At 54.4% G+C, this 16,160-nt stretch carries 16 protein-coding genes; 9 read left to right on the top strand and 7 right to left on the bottom strand.

Going from position 1 to position 16,160, the window contains the following annotated elements; translation table 11 throughout:
• Positions 1–29: 29 nt before the first annotated feature.
• The 4 genes from ACVX3G_RS17040 to ACVX3G_RS17055 all read right to left on the bottom strand — a co-directional run bounded on the left by ACVX3G_RS17040 (position 30) and on the right by ACVX3G_RS17055 (position 4,311).
• Positions 30–1,535 carry a coproporphyrinogen III oxidase gene (locus ACVX3G_RS17040; protein WP_020278971.1) on the bottom strand — a complete coding sequence of 502 codons (1,506 nt, stop codon included), beginning with the start codon at positions 1,533–1,535 and terminating at the stop codon, positions 30–32.
• A 214-nt stretch (positions 1,536–1,749) separates the two neighbouring features.
• Entirely contained in the window at positions 1,750–2,613 is an 864-nt protein-coding gene (locus ACVX3G_RS17045; protein ID WP_011230145.1) for a Cof-type HAD-IIB family hydrolase, read from the bottom strand.
• A 133-nt stretch (positions 2,614–2,746) separates the two neighbouring features.
• Positions 2,747–3,106 (bottom strand): YlbF/YmcA family competence regulator, encoded by a 360-nt coding sequence (locus tag ACVX3G_RS17050; RefSeq protein ID WP_011230144.1) that lies wholly within the window; start codon positions 3,104–3,106, stop codon positions 2,747–2,749.
• 71 nt (positions 3,107–3,177) lie between these two features.
• The gene (locus ACVX3G_RS17055) at positions 3,178–4,311 is read right to left on the bottom strand and encodes a DUF445 domain-containing protein (RefSeq protein ID WP_011230143.1); all 1,134 of its coding nucleotides are present in this window, start codon (positions 4,309–4,311) and stop codon (positions 3,178–3,180) included.
• Positions 4,312–4,437: 126 nt separating this feature from the next.
• Between ACVX3G_RS17055 and ACVX3G_RS17060 the strand changes: the two genes are divergently transcribed.
• From ACVX3G_RS17060 to ACVX3G_RS17075, 4 genes are read left to right on the top strand one after another with little or no spacing between them, the layout of a single operon-like run.
• Entirely contained in the window at positions 4,438–5,514 is a 1,077-nt protein-coding gene (locus ACVX3G_RS17060) for a YheC/YheD family endospore coat-associated protein (RefSeq protein WP_011230142.1), read from the top strand.
• A 6-nt stretch (positions 5,515–5,520) separates the two neighbouring features.
• Positions 5,521–6,606: a YheC/YheD family endospore coat-associated protein gene (locus tag ACVX3G_RS17065; protein ID WP_020278974.1), complete on the top strand. Its 1,086-nt coding sequence runs from the start codon at positions 5,521–5,523 to the stop codon at positions 6,604–6,606.
• Complete coding sequence (locus ACVX3G_RS17070) at positions 6,584–7,933, top strand: YheC/YheD family endospore coat-associated protein (protein ID WP_011230140.1); 1,350 nt, start codon at positions 6,584–6,586, stop codon at positions 7,931–7,933. Before ACVX3G_RS17065 ends, ACVX3G_RS17070 begins: the two co-directional genes overlap by 23 nt.
• Positions 7,927–9,093, top strand: coding sequence for a YheC/YheD family endospore coat-associated protein (locus tag ACVX3G_RS17075; protein WP_021322505.1), 1,167 nt, complete (start codon positions 7,927–7,929; stop codon positions 9,091–9,093). The genes ACVX3G_RS17070 and ACVX3G_RS17075 overlap by 7 nt, the downstream gene beginning before the upstream one ends.
• On the opposite strand, the gene ACVX3G_RS17080 is transcribed toward ACVX3G_RS17075, so the two are convergent.
• Positions 9,053–9,454, bottom strand: a complete 402-nt coding sequence (locus ACVX3G_RS17080; protein WP_011230138.1) for a hypothetical protein — start codon at positions 9,452–9,454, stop codon at positions 9,053–9,055. The genes ACVX3G_RS17075 and ACVX3G_RS17080 overlap by 41 nt on opposite strands.
• Before the next feature lie 115 nt (positions 9,455–9,569).
• On the opposite strand from ACVX3G_RS17080, the gene ACVX3G_RS17085 reads away from it, so the two are divergent.
• From ACVX3G_RS17085 to ACVX3G_RS17100, 4 genes are all read left to right on the top strand, one after another.
• Entirely contained in the window at positions 9,570–9,758 is a 189-nt protein-coding gene (locus tag ACVX3G_RS17085) for a hypothetical protein (protein WP_011230137.1), read from the top strand.
• Positions 9,759–10,091: 333 nt separating this feature from the next.
• Positions 10,092–11,456, top strand: a complete 1,365-nt coding sequence (locus tag ACVX3G_RS17090) for an ISLre2 family transposase (RefSeq protein WP_025039438.1) — start codon at positions 10,092–10,094, stop codon at positions 11,454–11,456.
• Positions 11,457–11,714: 258 nt separating this feature from the next.
• Complete coding sequence (locus tag ACVX3G_RS17095; protein ID WP_011230136.1) at positions 11,715–12,605, top strand: PucR family transcriptional regulator; 891 nt, start codon at positions 11,715–11,717, stop codon at positions 12,603–12,605.
• A 128-nt stretch (positions 12,606–12,733) separates the two neighbouring features.
• Positions 12,734–13,846 (top strand): ABC transporter ATP-binding protein, encoded by a 1,113-nt coding sequence (locus tag ACVX3G_RS17100; RefSeq protein ID WP_011230135.1) that lies wholly within the window; start codon positions 12,734–12,736, stop codon positions 13,844–13,846.
• Between the two features lie 82 nt (positions 13,847–13,928).
• Here ACVX3G_RS17100 and ACVX3G_RS17105 read toward each other — a convergent pair whose 3' ends face one another.
• Complete coding sequence (locus tag ACVX3G_RS17105) at positions 13,929–14,171, bottom strand: hypothetical protein (RefSeq protein WP_011230134.1); 243 nt, start codon at positions 14,169–14,171, stop codon at positions 13,929–13,931.
• 289 nt (positions 14,172–14,460) lie between these two features.
• Here ACVX3G_RS17105 and ACVX3G_RS17110 point away from each other — a divergent pair, with 289 nt between their 5' ends.
• Entirely contained in the window at positions 14,461–14,673 is a 213-nt protein-coding gene (locus ACVX3G_RS17110) for an alpha/beta-type small acid-soluble spore protein (protein ID WP_011230133.1), read from the top strand.
• 84 nt (positions 14,674–14,757) lie between these two features.
• On the opposite strand, the gene ACVX3G_RS17115 is transcribed toward ACVX3G_RS17110, so the two are convergent.
• On the bottom strand, positions 14,758–16,029 hold the full coding sequence (locus ACVX3G_RS17115) for a hemolysin family protein (RefSeq protein ID WP_011230132.1): 1,272 nt from the start codon (positions 16,027–16,029) through the stop codon (positions 14,758–14,760).
• Positions 16,030–16,160: the final 131 nt, after the last annotated feature.

The raw sequence follows: 16,160 nt of genomic DNA on the forward strand, positions 1-16,160 counted from the left end.
CCCCGGGGTTGTTCCCGGGGTGTTGTTATTTATCCAAATATTTCCTTTAATATATTGATTTTCTCTTCCGTATATTCGGCGAAATGCTCGTTGTACACTTTCGGCTCTTTGGGGTTCGCCTGGCGGGTGATTTTCCGCGTTTTCGGATCGACAAACTTGCTTGATGCCCCGCAGCCAAGGCCGATGATCGACTGCTGCTCTTCCATGATCATAATGTTGTATATGCTCTCTTGACCTGGCAGCGCGTAGCCGACGTTTTCAAGGTTGCCGAGAATGTTTTTTTGTCGATACAAATAGTAAGGGACATAACCGTGTTCCTTTGTCCATTCTTGGGCAGCCTTCATCATCGCCTGCACTTCCTCGCGGCTGGCGACTTTGTACTTTTGTTTGTTCTTTGTCATTTCCGACGCCCGTTTAAATGACAGCGTGTGGATGGTGAGCGATTCCGGCATGAGCCGCTCCGTCTCGGCGAGCGTATGCGTAAATTCCGCCAGACCCTCGCCGGGCAGTCCGATGATTAAATCCATATTAATGTTGTTCATACCCATTTGCCTTGCTAAATGAAACTTGTGGATCGTCTCTTCGACCGTATGATGGCGCCCGATCGCTTTTAACGTCTCCTGAATGTAGGATTGCGGGTTAATGCTGATGCGGTCGATCCGCCACTTTTTCAACACTTCGAGCTTCTCCGGCGTAATCGTATCCGGACGCCCGGCTTCGACCGTGATTTCGCGGACGCGGTCGACGTCTGGAAATACGTCATACATATGAGCGTACAGCCGGTCCATCTCGTCGGCCGTAATGCTCGTCGGCGTCCCGCCGCCATAGTAAATCGTTGTGATGCGGATGCCGCGCTCGCGCAAAAAGCGGCCGACCGCCTCCATTTCGTAATGAAGGCCGGCCAAAAAGGCGTCGACCGACCCTTGGCGGCCGTTGATGGCGTACGCCGGAAATGTGCAATAGGCGCATTTCGTTGGGCAAAATGGAATGCCGATATAGATGCTCACTTCGTGGGCCAAATCGTATAAATCCGGAACGACCGTGAGCTGACGATCCACGATCGCTTGCATTAATTCGATTTTTTCGTTTGTCACTAAATACTCTTCAGCCAGCTTCCGGTGCGCCTCTTCTTTCGAAAGGCCTGAGCGCAAAAGCTGATGAAGCAGCTTGACCGGACGAACGCCGGTCAGCACGCCCCACGGCTGAATGAGGCCGGTAGAACGCTCAAGCAACGTCAAATAGACATGCAAAACGGCGTTTTTCAGCTGTTTTTCGTACGTTTTCCCGTCAGCATCCGCCGGCGTGCTGCATTCATGACTCGCTTCCTCAACGCGCCCGGACGTCTTGTCGAGAAGCGTCCCAGAAACAGCGATGCACCCGTCTTTCTTGACGGAAAACATAACGGCCATATCGGCCTCGGGAAGCGGCGCGAGCGACAGCTCCGGCGCTTCGAAGAACAGCTCGGTCATCACTTCGAGCGGGCGCTGAAACCGTTCCGGATGCGGCAGTCCTTGAATTTCGATCCGCACGTTCATCACCTTTTCTTTCAAACTTCTTTCAGTGTACTGAACGGCTGTTTCCTTCGTCAAGCGGAAGAATGCACCTTTGCCGCCGACTTTATGGAAATGACTCTCGCCCGGCCAACTAGATTAAAAAAGCCGGGCATTCGCTCCGGCCTCATTTTTATGATTTTCGTGAAAACGGCAAGCGCCAGTTGTCCGCTCACGGTTCGCTCCCCGCTCAAGCTGCTTACTGTTTCGTTTTGAGTTTTTGCAAAAACTCGATCCGTTGCTGTTTGCGGAAATGTTCTTTCACCATGTAGGCGACGCCGAGCTGTTCGTTCGAACGCGTCACCCAGTCGGCCGCCCGCTTCACCTCAAGCGGTGCGTTCCCCATGGCGACGCCGAGCCCAGCCGCTTCAATCGCCGGCAAATCGTCAAGGCCGTCACCGATCATCACCGTTTCTTTCAACGATACGCCGATATGTTGAGCCAGCCGGCGCAACCCCGCGAGTTTAGACACTCCTTGCGGGACAATTTCCATTTTTCCGTTTGGCTGCATAATCATATCAATGGACGGAATCGATTTCGTCAATAAAGCGGCCGCTGCATCCCTCTCTTCGTCTGTAGCAAAATATACATCAATTTTCGGCACAGCGATCGGTTCGTCGATCAGCACATCGCCAAGTGAATCGACAAATTGGGTCGGATAGAAAAACGGGTCGCTTGAGGAGAGAACCGTTTGCACGACAAGGTTTTTCTTCACTTTCTTCCGATTGCCGAGCGAATACCGCTCATGCATGAGGCGGATGTTGCAGTTGAAGTTTTCCAAAATTTGCACGATATTAAACGTCCGCTCCTCAGGGATCACGGCGTCAAACAGCCTATCATCAAGCGTTCTGGCAATCATCGCTCCTTGGAATGCAATGAGCATCCCATCAAGCCGCAGCGCTTTCGCCACTTTGCGGGCGGAAAGCAAATTGCGGCTCGTGATTAACGTAACATAAACTCCTTTTTTCTTCACATAGTCGACCGCCTCTTTTGTTTCGCGCGGCAGGCGGCCGTTGTTTTTTAAAATCGTTCCGTCAATGTTGAGCGCCAACAGCTTATACACGGCTGTCTCCCCCTTTTGTCCGTCTCAACCTCTCTTGCCGCCGCCAGCAAGCTGGCGGCGGCTTTGCATTCCTTATCATTTTCATGACTATGACGAAACGGACAAAAAAAGAACACCCGACCGGGTGTTTTTCCTATCTTCCTTCCATGAATGAACGGTGCAACTCCTCAAGCGGCTTCATGGCGATTTGCTGAACCTCGGCAATGGTCATGCTCATTTGCTGCTCGAGCGCCATCAGGCGGGCGAGTTTCTCGTTTTGCTGGGCGAGCGCCATCGCCTTTTGCGCCTGTTCGATTTCATCAGGCAAAATGGCCGCCCCGCGCATCTGTTTTTCATGGAGCTGAAGCTGGATGTCGCGGACATTCGCGAACATTCGATAGGCGGTTTCATCTCGGCGGACATCTTCGTATGCCCGTTTCAGCTGCTGAAACGGCTCGCTCGCCCGAATCGCCTGCTCAAGCTGTTTAGCGAGCGCATGAAGGGGTTCAGACATAAAAAGAGCCTCCTATACGAATATCGTTCACGTTCTAACGTATGCGCCATCTGGCGGCGATATGCCACAGCCTACAGCCATAAGCCAATGACGCCTTGAACGGCGCCGATCAGCCCGCCAAGCAAAGCGCCCAAATACGTAATCATCTTTAGTTCACGGCGGGCGATCGATAAAATGATCGCTTCCAATCGTCGTAATGAAAACGACTCCACTTGGTCGCGGACAATATCCGCCAACCCAAGCTGTGCAACAATCGCCTCGATTTTGTCGCTTAACAGGCAGCTGACCGTTGCCGCCGCCTGCGGGATGAGGCGGTCAAACAATGGTTGCTCGTACGGAGCGATCAGCTCATCAAGCGGGCGATGCAGCCAGCTGCCGCTTTGCACCAAGCGGCGGGCAGCCGACCGCACCGCTTCATCGATGCGCCGGCGGCCGATCATCTCTTCCACGGTTGCGAGCGGATAGTCCAACCATTTGTTCCACTCCGTCCAAAGAAGGCGGGAGAGCACCTCTCTTGTGCCAGCATGGCGCAAAAATTTACCGAGCTCCGCCTGCACCTTATCGACGAAATTGACATTGCCAAGCAACATCTGCAGCATATTTCCAACCATCCCGCGCTCTTGGAAAAAACGCTCGATCATGCTGGAAATCTGCTGCTTTCCCTCCTCGCTGCGAAAGTAGTCAAGCGTCCTGTCGGCCAAATAACCCGCTAGACTTTCGACGCGCGCTTCCATCGTCTGCTTCAACTCCGCTGGCAATACATCGCGTATCGGCCGCAGACGCCACGTTTCGCTCCACCGTTCATACGCTCGCTCAGCTTGCTCGGCCGCCATCGCTTCGAGCCGCTCGGCGGGAGAGCGAATACCGAGGCGTTCAAGCAACTCAGCCGGCGTTTCTTTGCGCGCAAGCCACTTTCGAAGCCATTCCCGCCCCCACTCGGCCATCTCGGCCGTAAAGGACGGATCCATGAGTTTGCGCCGCAATCCTTCCGGCGTCACCAAATGCTCCACGACCGTTTTCCCGAGCTGTTCGGCCAGCTCCCGCCGCCGCTTTGGAATCAATCCCGGCGTAAACGGCAGCCGTTTTCCAAACACGTACATCGGCTCATATGGGCGAAACAGCATCACGATGGCGATAAAATTCGTCACCCCGCCAATGAGCGCCCCGACCGCCACCATAAACAGCAAATAAACGAACGTTTCCATCCTCTTCTCCTTCCGTCCCCGCCGCTGTCACCAAACGGCGTCCGTCATCATACGATGGCGATATAAACGTTTGCCTAATTGTTCATTATAGAGCTTGCCTGACGAATGCGCAAATGAGGGACTGCGATGAGCAAACAACGAACGATGGCTGTGCTGACGGAAATCAATGAAACAAGTGAACGGGCTGCCTTTGGATCCATCCATCATTTTTGCGAGGAATTGGCGGCATATGCTAGAAAGCGTGGTCTCTTTTTTTACGTGTCCTCGCCGGCGCTTTACTTAGAGGGAGTCGGCTATCAGTGGACCGAAAGCGGATGGGGCAAGCGGGACGTGCCTCCAGCCGATGTCGTTTACAATCGCCTTCACTCGCGCAAGCTCGAACGCTCCCCTTTGTTTGCCGAGCTGCTCGCTCGGCTTGCCGAAGAAAACGGGATGATGTTCAACCATCGCTTTTTGCATAAATGGGAAGTGCACTGCCATTTTGAGCGGCACGAGTACTTGCACCCGCACTTGCCGAAAACGGCGCTCTGGAGCGGTCAACATACGCTTGAGGCGTTCCTTGACGCTTTCCCATCCGTCTTTCTCAAGCCGATCTATGGCAGCCAAGGGCGAGGGATTTTCTGCCTCCAACATTCGGACGACGGAATTTGTCTTCGCCATTCCACTTCCGCTTCAACGGCCGTATATCGTTCGATGGACGCTTTAGCTTCCGCTTTGCGGCAACAAATCCGAACGCCGATGATCATCCAACAAGGGCTTGAGCTTCGCACCCTCGACGGCCGCCCGGTCGATTTTCGCCTGCTTTGTCATCGCGCCCGCCACAATGATTGGCGCGTCACTTCCGCCGTCGCCCGCGTAGCGCCGCCCGATCAGTTTGTCGCTAACCTTGCCCGCGGCGGAGAACTGATGGCGGTCAATGATGTCTTGCGGAAGTGGTATACGAGAGCTGACGCGTTCCAGCAAAAACAGCTTCTGAAAGAAATCGCACTGGAATCCGCCGCCGTTCTCGCCTCGGAAGCGGAGGGACTGTATGGAGAGTTTGGCGTTGATCTTGCCATTGACATCCATGGCCAGCCGTGGATCATCGAGGTGAATACGAAGCCGTCGAAACAGACGGATATGGCCGCTTCCTACCAATCGGTCCGCCCGTCGGCGAAGGCGATCATCGACTATAGTTTGACATTGATGGAGGAAAAGGAGTGAACCGTTTTGCTTTCACTCGGTTTTGTCACCCTTGACGAACAGCAAGACCACACGTATTGCACTGAGGTGGCGAAATGCGCCAGACGCTACGGCATTTCCGTCTGCCGCTTTTCGCCGCTTGGCATCGATCCGCAGACGGAAAACGTCCGCGGCTTTCTCTTTCAAGAGGAAACGAACGAATGGACAAACGCCGTCTTTGCCATTCCGCCATTTTTATATGACCGCTGCTTTTACGGCAATGATGAGCGGTCCAAAAAAGCAAAACCGATTATGAACTGGTTGAAGCAGCGGCCTGACCTCACGTTTTTAGGCTATGGCCTGCCGGGCAAATGGGACGTATATGAAGCGCTCTCCTCTCACCCGCTCTTGTCCGCATACGTGCCTCCGACTGTCCGGCTTGAGCGCGCCGATGATGTGCTTGCGCTTCTCCGCCGCGAACAAGCCGCCATCGCCAAGCCGGTGCACGGCTCCGGAGGACGCGGTATTTGCATCTTTCAAAAGAAAGGGAAGGCGCTGTCCGTCCAAGACAGTCACGGTCAAGAACAGGCCGTCATTGCCCGCCGAAGCGAGCTGGAACAGCTCCTCGCCTCTTGGAGCCGCCGCGGCGAGTATGTCCTGCAGCCATTGCTTCAGCTATCGACCCCGGAGGGTGAACCGTTTGACCTCCGCATTCTTTTGCAAAAGGATGAAAACGGACGCTGGGTGGAGCGGGTGCGGGCCGTGCGAGTCGGCCGACCGGGGGCATGGGTGGCCAACGTCCGCGCCGGCGCGGACATTCGTCCGTTTTCCGAGTGGCTCGACCGCCTTTCCTCTTCAAAACGTCTCTTCGTGCTCGATGGCGTTGAGACGATCATCCGCACGCTGCCAGTTTATATGGATCACACGTTCGGTCCTTTGTTTGAAATCGGCTTGGATCTTGGTGCAACCGACAACGGGGCGGTGTGGATTTTGGATGTCAATTCCAAGCCGGGGAGAAAAGTGGCGCATCTTCTGCCCCCGGAGCAACAAAACGAACTGTACGAAGCGCCGCTTCGGTATTGCTTGTTTTTGGCCAGAGGAGGAAAAGCCAATGACCTACACGTTGATCATTGACGAACAACAAACAAATACGGTGATTCTTCCCGCCACGCTCCAAGCATCTAGGCAAACATCAGCCGCGTTCGGCAGCCTTGTCACCCCATGCCGGGTCATTTCTTCCCCCCGTCTTGTCGACCGTGTGATTGTGGCGCATGACGTTGCCCGATGCTTGTCGATCCCATTTGCCGCTGACGTTCATGTCTTTTTGACCGATGAAGCTGTTCACTTCGGGCCGCTTGTCGGCATTTTGACCGCCGGATTCACAAAGTCGCTCCACCGCCCGGTCGGCAGCCGGAGCTTCTTTTTTGCCAAGTTGCTGGCGCAAGAAAAGCAAGTCGGCGGATTTGCCTTTTTGTTTGGCGCGCCCCATATTGACTGGGAAAACGGCATGACGAACGGCTATTTTTACACAGAGCGCGGCTGGGAACGCCATACGGTGCCGTTGCCGAATGTCGTTTACAACCGGCTGCCAAACCGGCGCGTCGAAAAGGAGGAAACGTTTCAAACGATGACGAAGACGCTGCAAACCACCTACGGCATCCCGATCTTTAACGGGTGTTTTTTCAACAAATGGGACATTTACCGCCGGCTCGCTGCCCATCCGAAGGCGCAGCCGTATTTGCCGGCGACGTCCGCCCACGTGACGCAGCACACCATTGAGCAGTTTCTTGCCCGCTACCGTGAAGCGTACATCAAGCCGGCCGACGGCAGCCTCGGCCGCGGCATTTATCATTTAGCGAAAAAAAACGCCTATGAATGCCGGTTCCGCGATGAAAGCGGAGAAATACAAACAGTGCTGTTTCCCACCGCCATGGCGGTGTGGCATCATTTGCTCGCCCATGCGCCGCTTCACCGCTATGTCATCCAACAAGCGGTTCCGCTTCTTGCCGTCAACGGCCGACCGGCTGATTTCCGCGTTCACGTTAACAAAAACGAACACGGCATATGGCAAGTGAGCGCCATCGCCGCCAAAATCGCTGGAAAACAAAGCATCACGACCCATATGAACAGCGGAGGCATCGTCAAAACGCTGGAAGAAATTTTCCCGGATGCCGCCGAGCGCGAAATCATGCTCGCCCGTCTTTCTGACGCCGCCCTTACGCTCAGCCGTTGCCTTGATGAAGCATCAGAAACGTTGATCGGCGAAATCGGTTTTGACCTTGGTGTTGACCAACAAGGAAGGATTTGGATGTTTGAAGCCAATTCCAAACCCGGACGGTCGATTTTTAAGCATCCAAAATTAAAGGACGCAGACGAACGAACAGCGCGGTTGCCGCTCGCTTACGCCGTCCACCTCAGCAAAACAGCCATCACCGAACCCGAGGCGCTTTGGCCATGCTGACGATCGGCTACCGTCCTGACACCGGCGAGTGGGTGTGCAACAGTCCGGGCGGCCCTTATCGATTCGGCAGCGGCTGGGTTGCTCCCGCCGCTGTCCTTCCCGATCTCGTCTTTCCCGTCCGCGAGCAAGATGGACGGGTGGGACCGCTCGTCGGCGTGCTGGTCAGCGCCTCGTCCCTTTCCGCTTTGCTGGCTGGGAAAAAGCCGTGGCTTGAAACCGTTATCCGCTCCATCCACAAAGCCGGCGGCATCTCCGTCGTCAGTGCGGCCGCCGGCATCGGAGAGAAAACGGTCTCCGGATATCTATTCGTTCCGACACTTCATCGTTTCATCGAAGCGGCCGCTCCACTGCCCGATGTCGTCTACAATCGAGTAAAAAGCCGCGAAGAAGAAGAAAGCGAGCCGTTTCAAACGGCGGCTGCCCAGTTGAGCGCCCATGGCGTTCCACTTGTCAACCGCTCTTTTTTCCGCAAATCGGACGTTTATGACGCGCTGCGGTCCGACCGCCGGCTCTGGCCGCATCTATTGCCGACGGCGCCTGTCCAAACAGCGACCGATCTTCGCGCTTGGCTCCGCCAATACAGCTGCATTTACTTGAAGCGGGATGACGGCGCCAGAGGAATGGGGCTGTTTCGTCTCACCGCCTTGTCAGAGACGGAAGCCATTTGCGAATATCCGGGCGGCCAAAAACGGTTCTGCTCGCTCGATGCGCTCGCATCACTCATTCAGTCCGGCCGCTACATCGCCCAAGCATTGGCTGAAACGGACGAGTGGAATGGACGCCGCTACGATTTGCGCGTGCTCGCCCATTGGCACAACGGCCGCCATACGATCACCGGCATCGGTGTTCGTTCGGCCGACGTCGAGTCAGTGACGACCCATGTGTTTCATGGCGGAACCATCCTCCCGTACAAAGAAGTCAAGGAACGCATCGATGAAGCGGCGCTCGAGCGGCTTATTGCCTTGAGCGGCGCACGCCTTGGCGAACGGTTTGGCTTTGTCGGCGAGTTTTCCGCCGACATCGGCGTCGGAAGCGAACAGCAGCTTTACATTTATGAAATCAACGCCAAGCCGATGGTGTTTGATGAGCCGGAGATTGAGGCACGGCGGCTTGAGAGGCTCAATCAGCTGTTTGCCGAGCTCGCTCATCGTACGCCATAGCTAGAAACTGGCCGCTGTAGCGAAGCGCCTGGCGGAACACAGCATCAACCGCTTGTTTGGCGGCTCCATTTAAGCTTTGGCAGACGTTCTGGCATAACATCGCTTTTTCCCACTCAGCCGCCGCCATGGCTTGCAAGAGATCACAACGAGGTGCGCCTGCTTTGCTTTGCTCTCTTTCCGCTCGACCGTCGGCGTTAGCCCCAGCAACTAAATAATGCACGTATTGCCAAAGTTTACGCTGCCGCTCGGCTTCAGCCAAATAGACCGCCCATGCCTCATCCGTTTCCATCTCAGCGAGCTGCCGGGCTTTTTCTTCCGCCGCGGCGGTTGTTTCGAGCAATTTTTTGATCAGCATGATCATCGCGTGCCGCCCCTTTCTTCCCGCTTGTCCTCTTTCATCCATATGAATGGCATGGATAGCGTATGCCTCTTTTGGACAAACTTTAGGAAAAACGATGAGAGGAAGGAGCGAGATGATGGAACGAAATGAAGCCGAGCGCCGGGATTCATTGTACGAAGGACGCGATGAATACTATATGGACATCGACCGCATGATCAACGAAGGGATGGCCGGAGGTGCTGTGTACGGCCACGGCGATGACGTCAACATTGAGGAAGCGCGCGATCTTGTCAAAGAAGAGCCGCCGTACGAAGCCGGCCAGTAAACGGAGCCGATTTTCCCGCCTCGGGAAAGTCGGCCTTTTGTTTTATGAAGCCTCTCCGCTAATGCGTTAGGCAGGGATCGTTCGAAACGACCGCTGTTGGCCAAGCCGCCCGTTCATCCTGCGGCTTTCCCGCTTTCATCCGTGTGAGTAAAATATTTGTGGGTGACATTCAGGAATGATTCCCCGACGAGGGTTGCGAACTTTTGTTCGCGACGCTCGTCGGGGCCACCAAGCGAAGCGCGGTAGAAAAAAGCAAATGTCATGCAAAAAGGACTCTCTCCCTGCTATGATGGTGATTGTCAACATCAACCGAAAACAGGAGGGAGAGAGTCCATGAAACATCTTACCACAGAATGGCCTTTATTAAAAGAGCTGGAGGAACAATTCGTCAGAACTCTTCAAAAGGTGTTCGCTGTCTTGTTGGCGGCCCTTTTGGAGGAGATTGATCAACAACTGGCGGAAGCGCGGGACAAGCGCCGGTATCAGCTGAAAGACAAACGGCCGACTACGATCCAAACGCTGTTTGGAGAAGTGACGTTTCGACGGAACTACTACTATGATCGGCAGGCGGGGGCGTATACCTTCTTGCTGGATGCCGAACTGGGCTTTGATGGAGCGCAGTCGATCAGCCCTTGTCTCGAGGAAACGGCGGTCGAGTTGGCCGTAGAGTGCTCTTCCTACCGCAAAGCGGCCCGTACGTTGGAGTCGATCGTGGGGTATGCGGTCCTAAGCCACGAGGCGATTCGCCAACTGGTGCTGGAGGCCCCTGTCTCGCTGCACCACCCTGTTTCCAAACGGCACGGCCGAGTGCTGTTTGTGGAGGCGGATGGGCTGTTCATTTCCCGCCAGGGGAAAGGGAAACGGGCGAAAGAAGAGAAAATCCTGGCGATTCACGAGGGATGGAAACGAAACGGTTCGCAGCTCAAGCTCGTGAACCGGCGCCACTACCTCCATGAAGGGGCGGGAGACGTGTGGGAACGGTTTGAAGAGTGGCTGATGAACGAATATGCCTATGATCCGTGCCGGGACCTTTTGATCATCAACGGCGACGCGGCGTCGTGGATCACGGCCTGCCGGGAGTATTTTGGGAAGCGGGCGTGCTTTCAGCTGGATCGATTTCATGTGGCGCGGGAGCTGCGTCAGTGTCTGTCCGGCCATCCGCGTTGGCGGGAGGTGCGGAAGAAGCTGGCGAAACAAGACGAAGAGGGGCTTCTGGTGGAGCTGAACAGCGCGGTCGGCACGTTGGAGGACGAAGCGAAAGAGAAGCAGATGGCTGCCATGATCCGCCGGATCGAGTCGATGCCGGGATGCATCCGGGACTATCGGGAGTGGCTGTCGGAGCAAGGGGTGGAGACGACCGGCATGCGTCCGATGGGCCACGCCGAGAGCGTGATGAGCCGGTTTGCGCATCGGGTGAAATCCCGCCGCAGCTGGAAAGATCAAGGGCTTCGGGCGTTTCTGAGGGCGATGGCGGCCCGAATCGACGGGATCGGGTGGAGAAAGGGACGGTGGGAGGAGCAAGAGCCCCAGTCGGCCGTCTCGGCCTCAACAAAGTCCAAGCGGATCGAACAGGCCAAACGGAAGGCCGGACGGTTATGGGCAGATGTGGTGCGTCAGAATCTACCGTGTCTGCAGCGGTCATCCGGGACGCCGATCCATCAAGCGTTGTCGGCGCTCCGGGATGGTGGTTGGGTGTAAAAAAATGGAATATCGTATCATCGCCTCAAGATGAGGGATGAGAGTCCGAAAGCGCTTACGATATCAATTCCTGAAAATGGTTCGCTAACTAGTGATTGACAACACCCGTAGTGAACCGAAAAAATGTTCTCCACAAAGTCTTGACTGACTCCTTTCATCCATTGTCTTTCTTTCCATTCGCGGAGATTTGGTATAATGAAAACAACGCCGATTCCTCTTCGGCGTGACATCATCCTTGACGGAAAGTGGTGCGCCGCGATGCTAAAAGAGCTCGAATCGCTTTATGAAGGGGACATCGTCATCAACGGTCAGCCGGAACACCCCGAAGATTACGAATGGTTTTATACCGCCGATGGCGATGAGATCGGCATCGCCAAGCATCGATTGACAGAGCAGGAGCGGCGATTGCTGGCGCTTTTTTTCACCCCCGCCGAGCGCCGACGCGAACCGGAAAGCGAAGAGGAGCGGGCATGGAAACGATGGATGGCAACCGGCGACCCAGCCGCGCTCGCTCGGCTCGCTGCTCCGTATTGCCGGTTCATTCATTTTACAGCCAGCCGGCCGATCGCCAACAAAGAGGAGTTTGCTGACGCTGTTCGCGGCTTATTTTCCTCCCCGGTTGCCATCGTCTGGGAACAAGATCGGCGCGGGCTGATCGTCGAAGCGAAACAAAAGCGGACGACGGAGCCGCCTTCGTTAGCGGACATGGCTGAGGCGCTCGCCGCTGATTTTTATACTGCCATTCATTTATTGATCGGCCCAATCCGCTCCGTCGATGAACGGCTATATGAATCGTTTCTCCTTGAAAAAGAGTGTTTTTCCGCCGCTCGGCGCTTTTGGCCGAAACGAACGGTGTACGAATGGGAAGACGTCATTCCGCTTCCGCTCTTTGAAGAAGGAGCAGTCAGTGAGAAAGCCCGCCGGACCCTCTCGTTTCTTGACGGATTCGACGAGGAGGAAGTGCGGGCGATGGAGACGTTTTTGCAATGCAACTTAAACGTCTCGATGGCAGCGAAAAAGCTGTATATGCACCGCAATAGTTTGCAATATCGAATCGATAAATGGACGGAGCAAACTGGTGTTGACATCAAACGGTTCAAAGGGGCGGCAGCCGTCTATTTGGCTATCTTGCACCGGCGCCGTTCGTAATCCCCCGCTTTTTTGTCATGTCGCCGAAAATCGGCGGCATTTTTTGTGCACCTCGTCCATTTACGAATGTTCCTATTTTTCTATACACTAATGGCAAGAAAACGATTTCGGCGATGAGGAGGATGGTTATGGCAGAACTCATTCTTGATCATATTTACAAAATTTACGACAACAATGTGGTCGCCGTCAAAGACTTCAATTTACATATTCAAGACAAAGAGTTTATCGTATTTGTCGGCCCGTCCGGCTGCGGCAAATCCACCACGTTGCGGATGATCGCCGGCCTTGAGGAAATTTCCAAAGGCGATCTTTACATCGACGGCAAACGAATGAACGATGTGCCGCCGAAAGACCGCGACATCGCCATGGTGTTCCAAAACTACGCTCTGTATCCACATATGAGCGTCTATGACAACATGGCGTTCGGTTTAAAACTGCGCAAATTCCCGAAAGCGGAAATTGACAAACGCGTCCGCGAGGCGGCGCGCATTCTTGGGCTCGAGCAATATTTGGACCGCAAACCGAAAGCGCTCTCCGGCGGGCAGCGGCAGCGCGTGGCATTGGGACGGGCCATCGTCCGCGATGCAAAAGTGTTTTTAATGGACGAGCCGCTCTCGAACTTGGATGCGAAACTGCGGGTGCAAATGCGCTCAGAGATCGCGAAGCTCCATCAGCGCTTGGAAACGACGACCATTTACGTCACCCACGACCAAACGGAAGCCATGACAATGGCCACCCGTCTTGTCGTCATGAAAGACGGCGTCATCCAGCAAGTCGGGACGCCGCGCGAGGTATACGAAAAACCGGAAAACATTTTTGTCGGCGGCTTTATCGGTTCACCGGCCATGAACTTCCTTCGTGGAACGCTGCAAGACGGCAAGTTTGTCGTCGGCCAAACATCGTTTGGCATTCCGGAAGGAAAAATGAAAGTGTTGCGTGAGCAAGGGTATGTCGGCAAGGAAGTGATTTTAGGCATTCGTCCGGAAGACATTCACGACGAACCGCTCTTCCTTGAAGCATCTCCGGCGACGAAAGTTACCGCTCTCGTCGAAGTCGCCGAGCTGCTTGGCGCTGAATCGATGATCTATTTTAGCATCGACAACCAAGAATTGGTCGCTCGCATCGACGCCCGCACGGAAATCAAGCCGGGCCACCGGATTGACCTGGCGCTTGATATGAACAAAGCGCATTTCTTTGACGTTGAAACGGAACGGCGCATCCGGGCGGCGGATGAAAAGTAACCCCCCATTGTTGTTCATATAGATTCATTCGAAGGCGTTCCGAAAAAACGGAACGCCTTTCCTTTCCACTCCATCAACAGCCTTATTCCTTGATAAAACGCACTTCCTCCTCATGGCAAGTCGGACAGTAAAACAAATGAACACATTCATGATTCGTATACGTGCGCAAATAGCCGTCGACAAGCTTCATGACGTCCGCATCCATGTACGGGCTGTAGTCATCGAAATAATCTGTAACTTTCCCATGATCTTCCATTGGTTGCCGGCAGTAGCTGCAATACACCGTCACCCGGCGCAACCCGTTGCACAGCGGGCATACATTCATGCTGCTTCCTCCTCTAAGATGTTCCTTATCTTTACATATTCCCTAATGGTGACGGCGGTAAAACGTTAAAAATTCCCATATTCTCACCATGCATAACAGGCAAAAAACGTCCCAAACTATGAGTACCGCCAGCGAAATCACCCATCCGTTGCAACAGGGACGCTGGCGAAGCCAAAGGCGGGTGGGCCGGTGGGTTCAGCCAAGCTTGGCACACGCCTTGCAGCGTGAAGTGTTGGTGCAAATCCAACCACCCCAACCATCAAAAATTTTTAAGAGGAGATGATCAACGATGGCACGCAACAATAACAACAACCAACTGTTAGTCGCTGGTGCTCAACAAGCCATTGATCAAATGAAGTACGAAATCGCCCAAGAATTTGGTGTGAACCTCGGCGCTGACACGACTTCTCGCGCGAACGGTTCGGTCGGCGGCGAAATTACGAAACGTCTTGTCGCCATGGCTCAGCAACAACTTGGGGGCCAATTCGGAAACATTCAATAACCGCCTTAACGAACAACTTCATATAGATGGCAAACGCCCCGGGCAGTCAGCCCGGGGCGCTTTCATATGGGAACGGGGAGCGAATCAGGCGCCTCCCGCCTGCTCGGCAAGCGGTTGGCTCAATGAGACAAGCACTTTGCGAATGCGCCGATTGTCGACTTGGCGGACGGTGAACGTCAGCGATCCATATTGCAACGTTTCGCCGACTGCTGGAATACGCTCAAACATCTCAAAAATCCAACCACCCAACGTATGCGATTCGCTCCTTGGCACGTCGATGTTCATCACTTCGCAAAATTCATCCAGCGGCAGTTCGGCGCTGAACTCGAAGCTGTGCTCGTCGATTTGGCGCACCGTTTTCACCGCTTCATCATGCTCATCCCATATTTCGCCGACAATTTGCTCGAGAATATCTTCGAGCGTAATGAGTCCAGCGGTGCCGCCAAACTCGTCGACGACGATCGCCATATGCACTTTGCTTTTTTGCAGCTCCGGCAGAAGATCCGACACTTTCATGGACTCGACAACGAACAACGGCTGGCGCAACAAATCGCGGATGCGCACCTCCCGCTTTTGCACAAGCTCGCTGAAAAAGTCGCTTTCCGACAAAATGCCGATCACGTTGTCAATATCCCCTTCATAGACCGGGATGCGGGAATATTTCTCTTCCAAAAACACGTCGCGAATCTCTTCAATCGGCTGGTTCACTTCCACCGCCACCATATCAGCACGCGGCGTGAAAATTTCTCCGACCAAAATTTCATCAAAATCGAGCGAACGTTGGATCAATTCTTTTTCTTTGTTGTCGATGACCCCTTCTTCTTCACTCAGCTCAACCATCACTTTAATATCTTCCTCCGTCACAGCCGGCACAGCCACCCCATTGGCGAACCTCTTGGCGATTCGATCTTTTAAGGCTTGGAGCGACGCCGTAACCGGCGTCATCAACTTCATCAGCCCATAGGCAAGGCCGGCGTATCGGATGGCGAGCTGCTCCGCATGCTCTTTCGCCATCGATTTTGGCAAAATTTCACCGAAGACGACAAATAATACGGTCATCACCGCCAGCGTGGCAAACAAGCCCATCTGTTCCCCAAGCAACGAAACGGCAATGTCCGTAAAGAGCACGACCGTCACGACGCTGGTGAGGCGGTTGGCCACAGCAAGCGCCAACAACACGCGGTCAAGCTGACCGATCACCGCTTGGAGACGCTTATTGTGCAGATGCTCTTCCGCATAATGCCGCAACCGTGCCTTGCTTGCCGAAGAAAACGCGGCTTCTGCTGAAGCGAACAGTGCATTGGCGAGCAGGGAGAGGAAAAACCACCCGAACAACCTTAACGGCCACTCTTCCAATGAATCTTCACACTCCTATGGATGGTGACTATGTTATTCATATCCATTTTTCCGCCGAATCATGCTTTTGACACTCCACACGGCTAAAGCCGTGGGATTCTTGGGTCGTTCGCGTCCTCCTCCATTTCTGG

Source organism: Geobacillus sp. PLS 41 (genome assembly GCF_056494105.1).

Excerpts from the sequence above, each read along its gene's own strand:
- ACVX3G_RS17040 (WP_020278971.1), bottom strand. The coding sequence starts at position 1,535 with ATGAACGTGCGGATCGAAATTCAAGGACTGCCGCATCCGGAACGGTTT.
- ACVX3G_RS17050 (WP_011230144.1), bottom strand. The coding sequence starts at position 3,106 with ATGTCTGAACCCCTTCATGCGCTCGCTAAACAGCTTGAGCAGGCGATT.
- ACVX3G_RS17055 (WP_011230143.1), bottom strand. The coding sequence starts at position 4,311 with ATGGAAACGTTCGTTTATTTGCTGTTTATGGTGGCGGTCGGGGCGCTC.
- ACVX3G_RS17060 (WP_011230142.1), top strand. The coding sequence starts at position 4,438 with ATGAGCAAACAACGAACGATGGCTGTGCTGACGGAAATCAATGAAACA.
- ACVX3G_RS17070 (WP_011230140.1), top strand. The coding sequence starts at position 6,584 with ATGACCTACACGTTGATCATTGACGAACAACAAACAAATACGGTGATT.
- ACVX3G_RS17075 (WP_021322505.1), top strand. The coding sequence starts at position 7,927 with ATGCTGACGATCGGCTACCGTCCTGACACCGGCGAGTGGGTGTGCAAC.
- ACVX3G_RS17080 (WP_011230138.1), bottom strand. The coding sequence starts at position 9,454 with ATGATCATGCTGATCAAAAAATTGCTCGAAACAACCGCCGCGGCGGAA.
- ACVX3G_RS17085 (WP_011230137.1), top strand. The coding sequence starts at position 9,570 with ATGGAACGAAATGAAGCCGAGCGCCGGGATTCATTGTACGAAGGACGC.
- ACVX3G_RS17090 (WP_025039438.1), top strand. The coding sequence starts at position 10,092 with ATGAAACATCTTACCACAGAATGGCCTTTATTAAAAGAGCTGGAGGAA.
- ACVX3G_RS17095 (WP_011230136.1), top strand. The coding sequence starts at position 11,715 with ATGCTAAAAGAGCTCGAATCGCTTTATGAAGGGGACATCGTCATCAAC.
- ACVX3G_RS17100 (WP_011230135.1), top strand. The coding sequence starts at position 12,734 with ATGGCAGAACTCATTCTTGATCATATTTACAAAATTTACGACAACAAT.
- ACVX3G_RS17105 (WP_011230134.1), bottom strand. The coding sequence starts at position 14,171 with ATGAATGTATGCCCGCTGTGCAACGGGTTGCGCCGGGTGACGGTGTAT.
- ACVX3G_RS17110 (WP_011230133.1), top strand. The coding sequence starts at position 14,461 with ATGGCACGCAACAATAACAACAACCAACTGTTAGTCGCTGGTGCTCAA.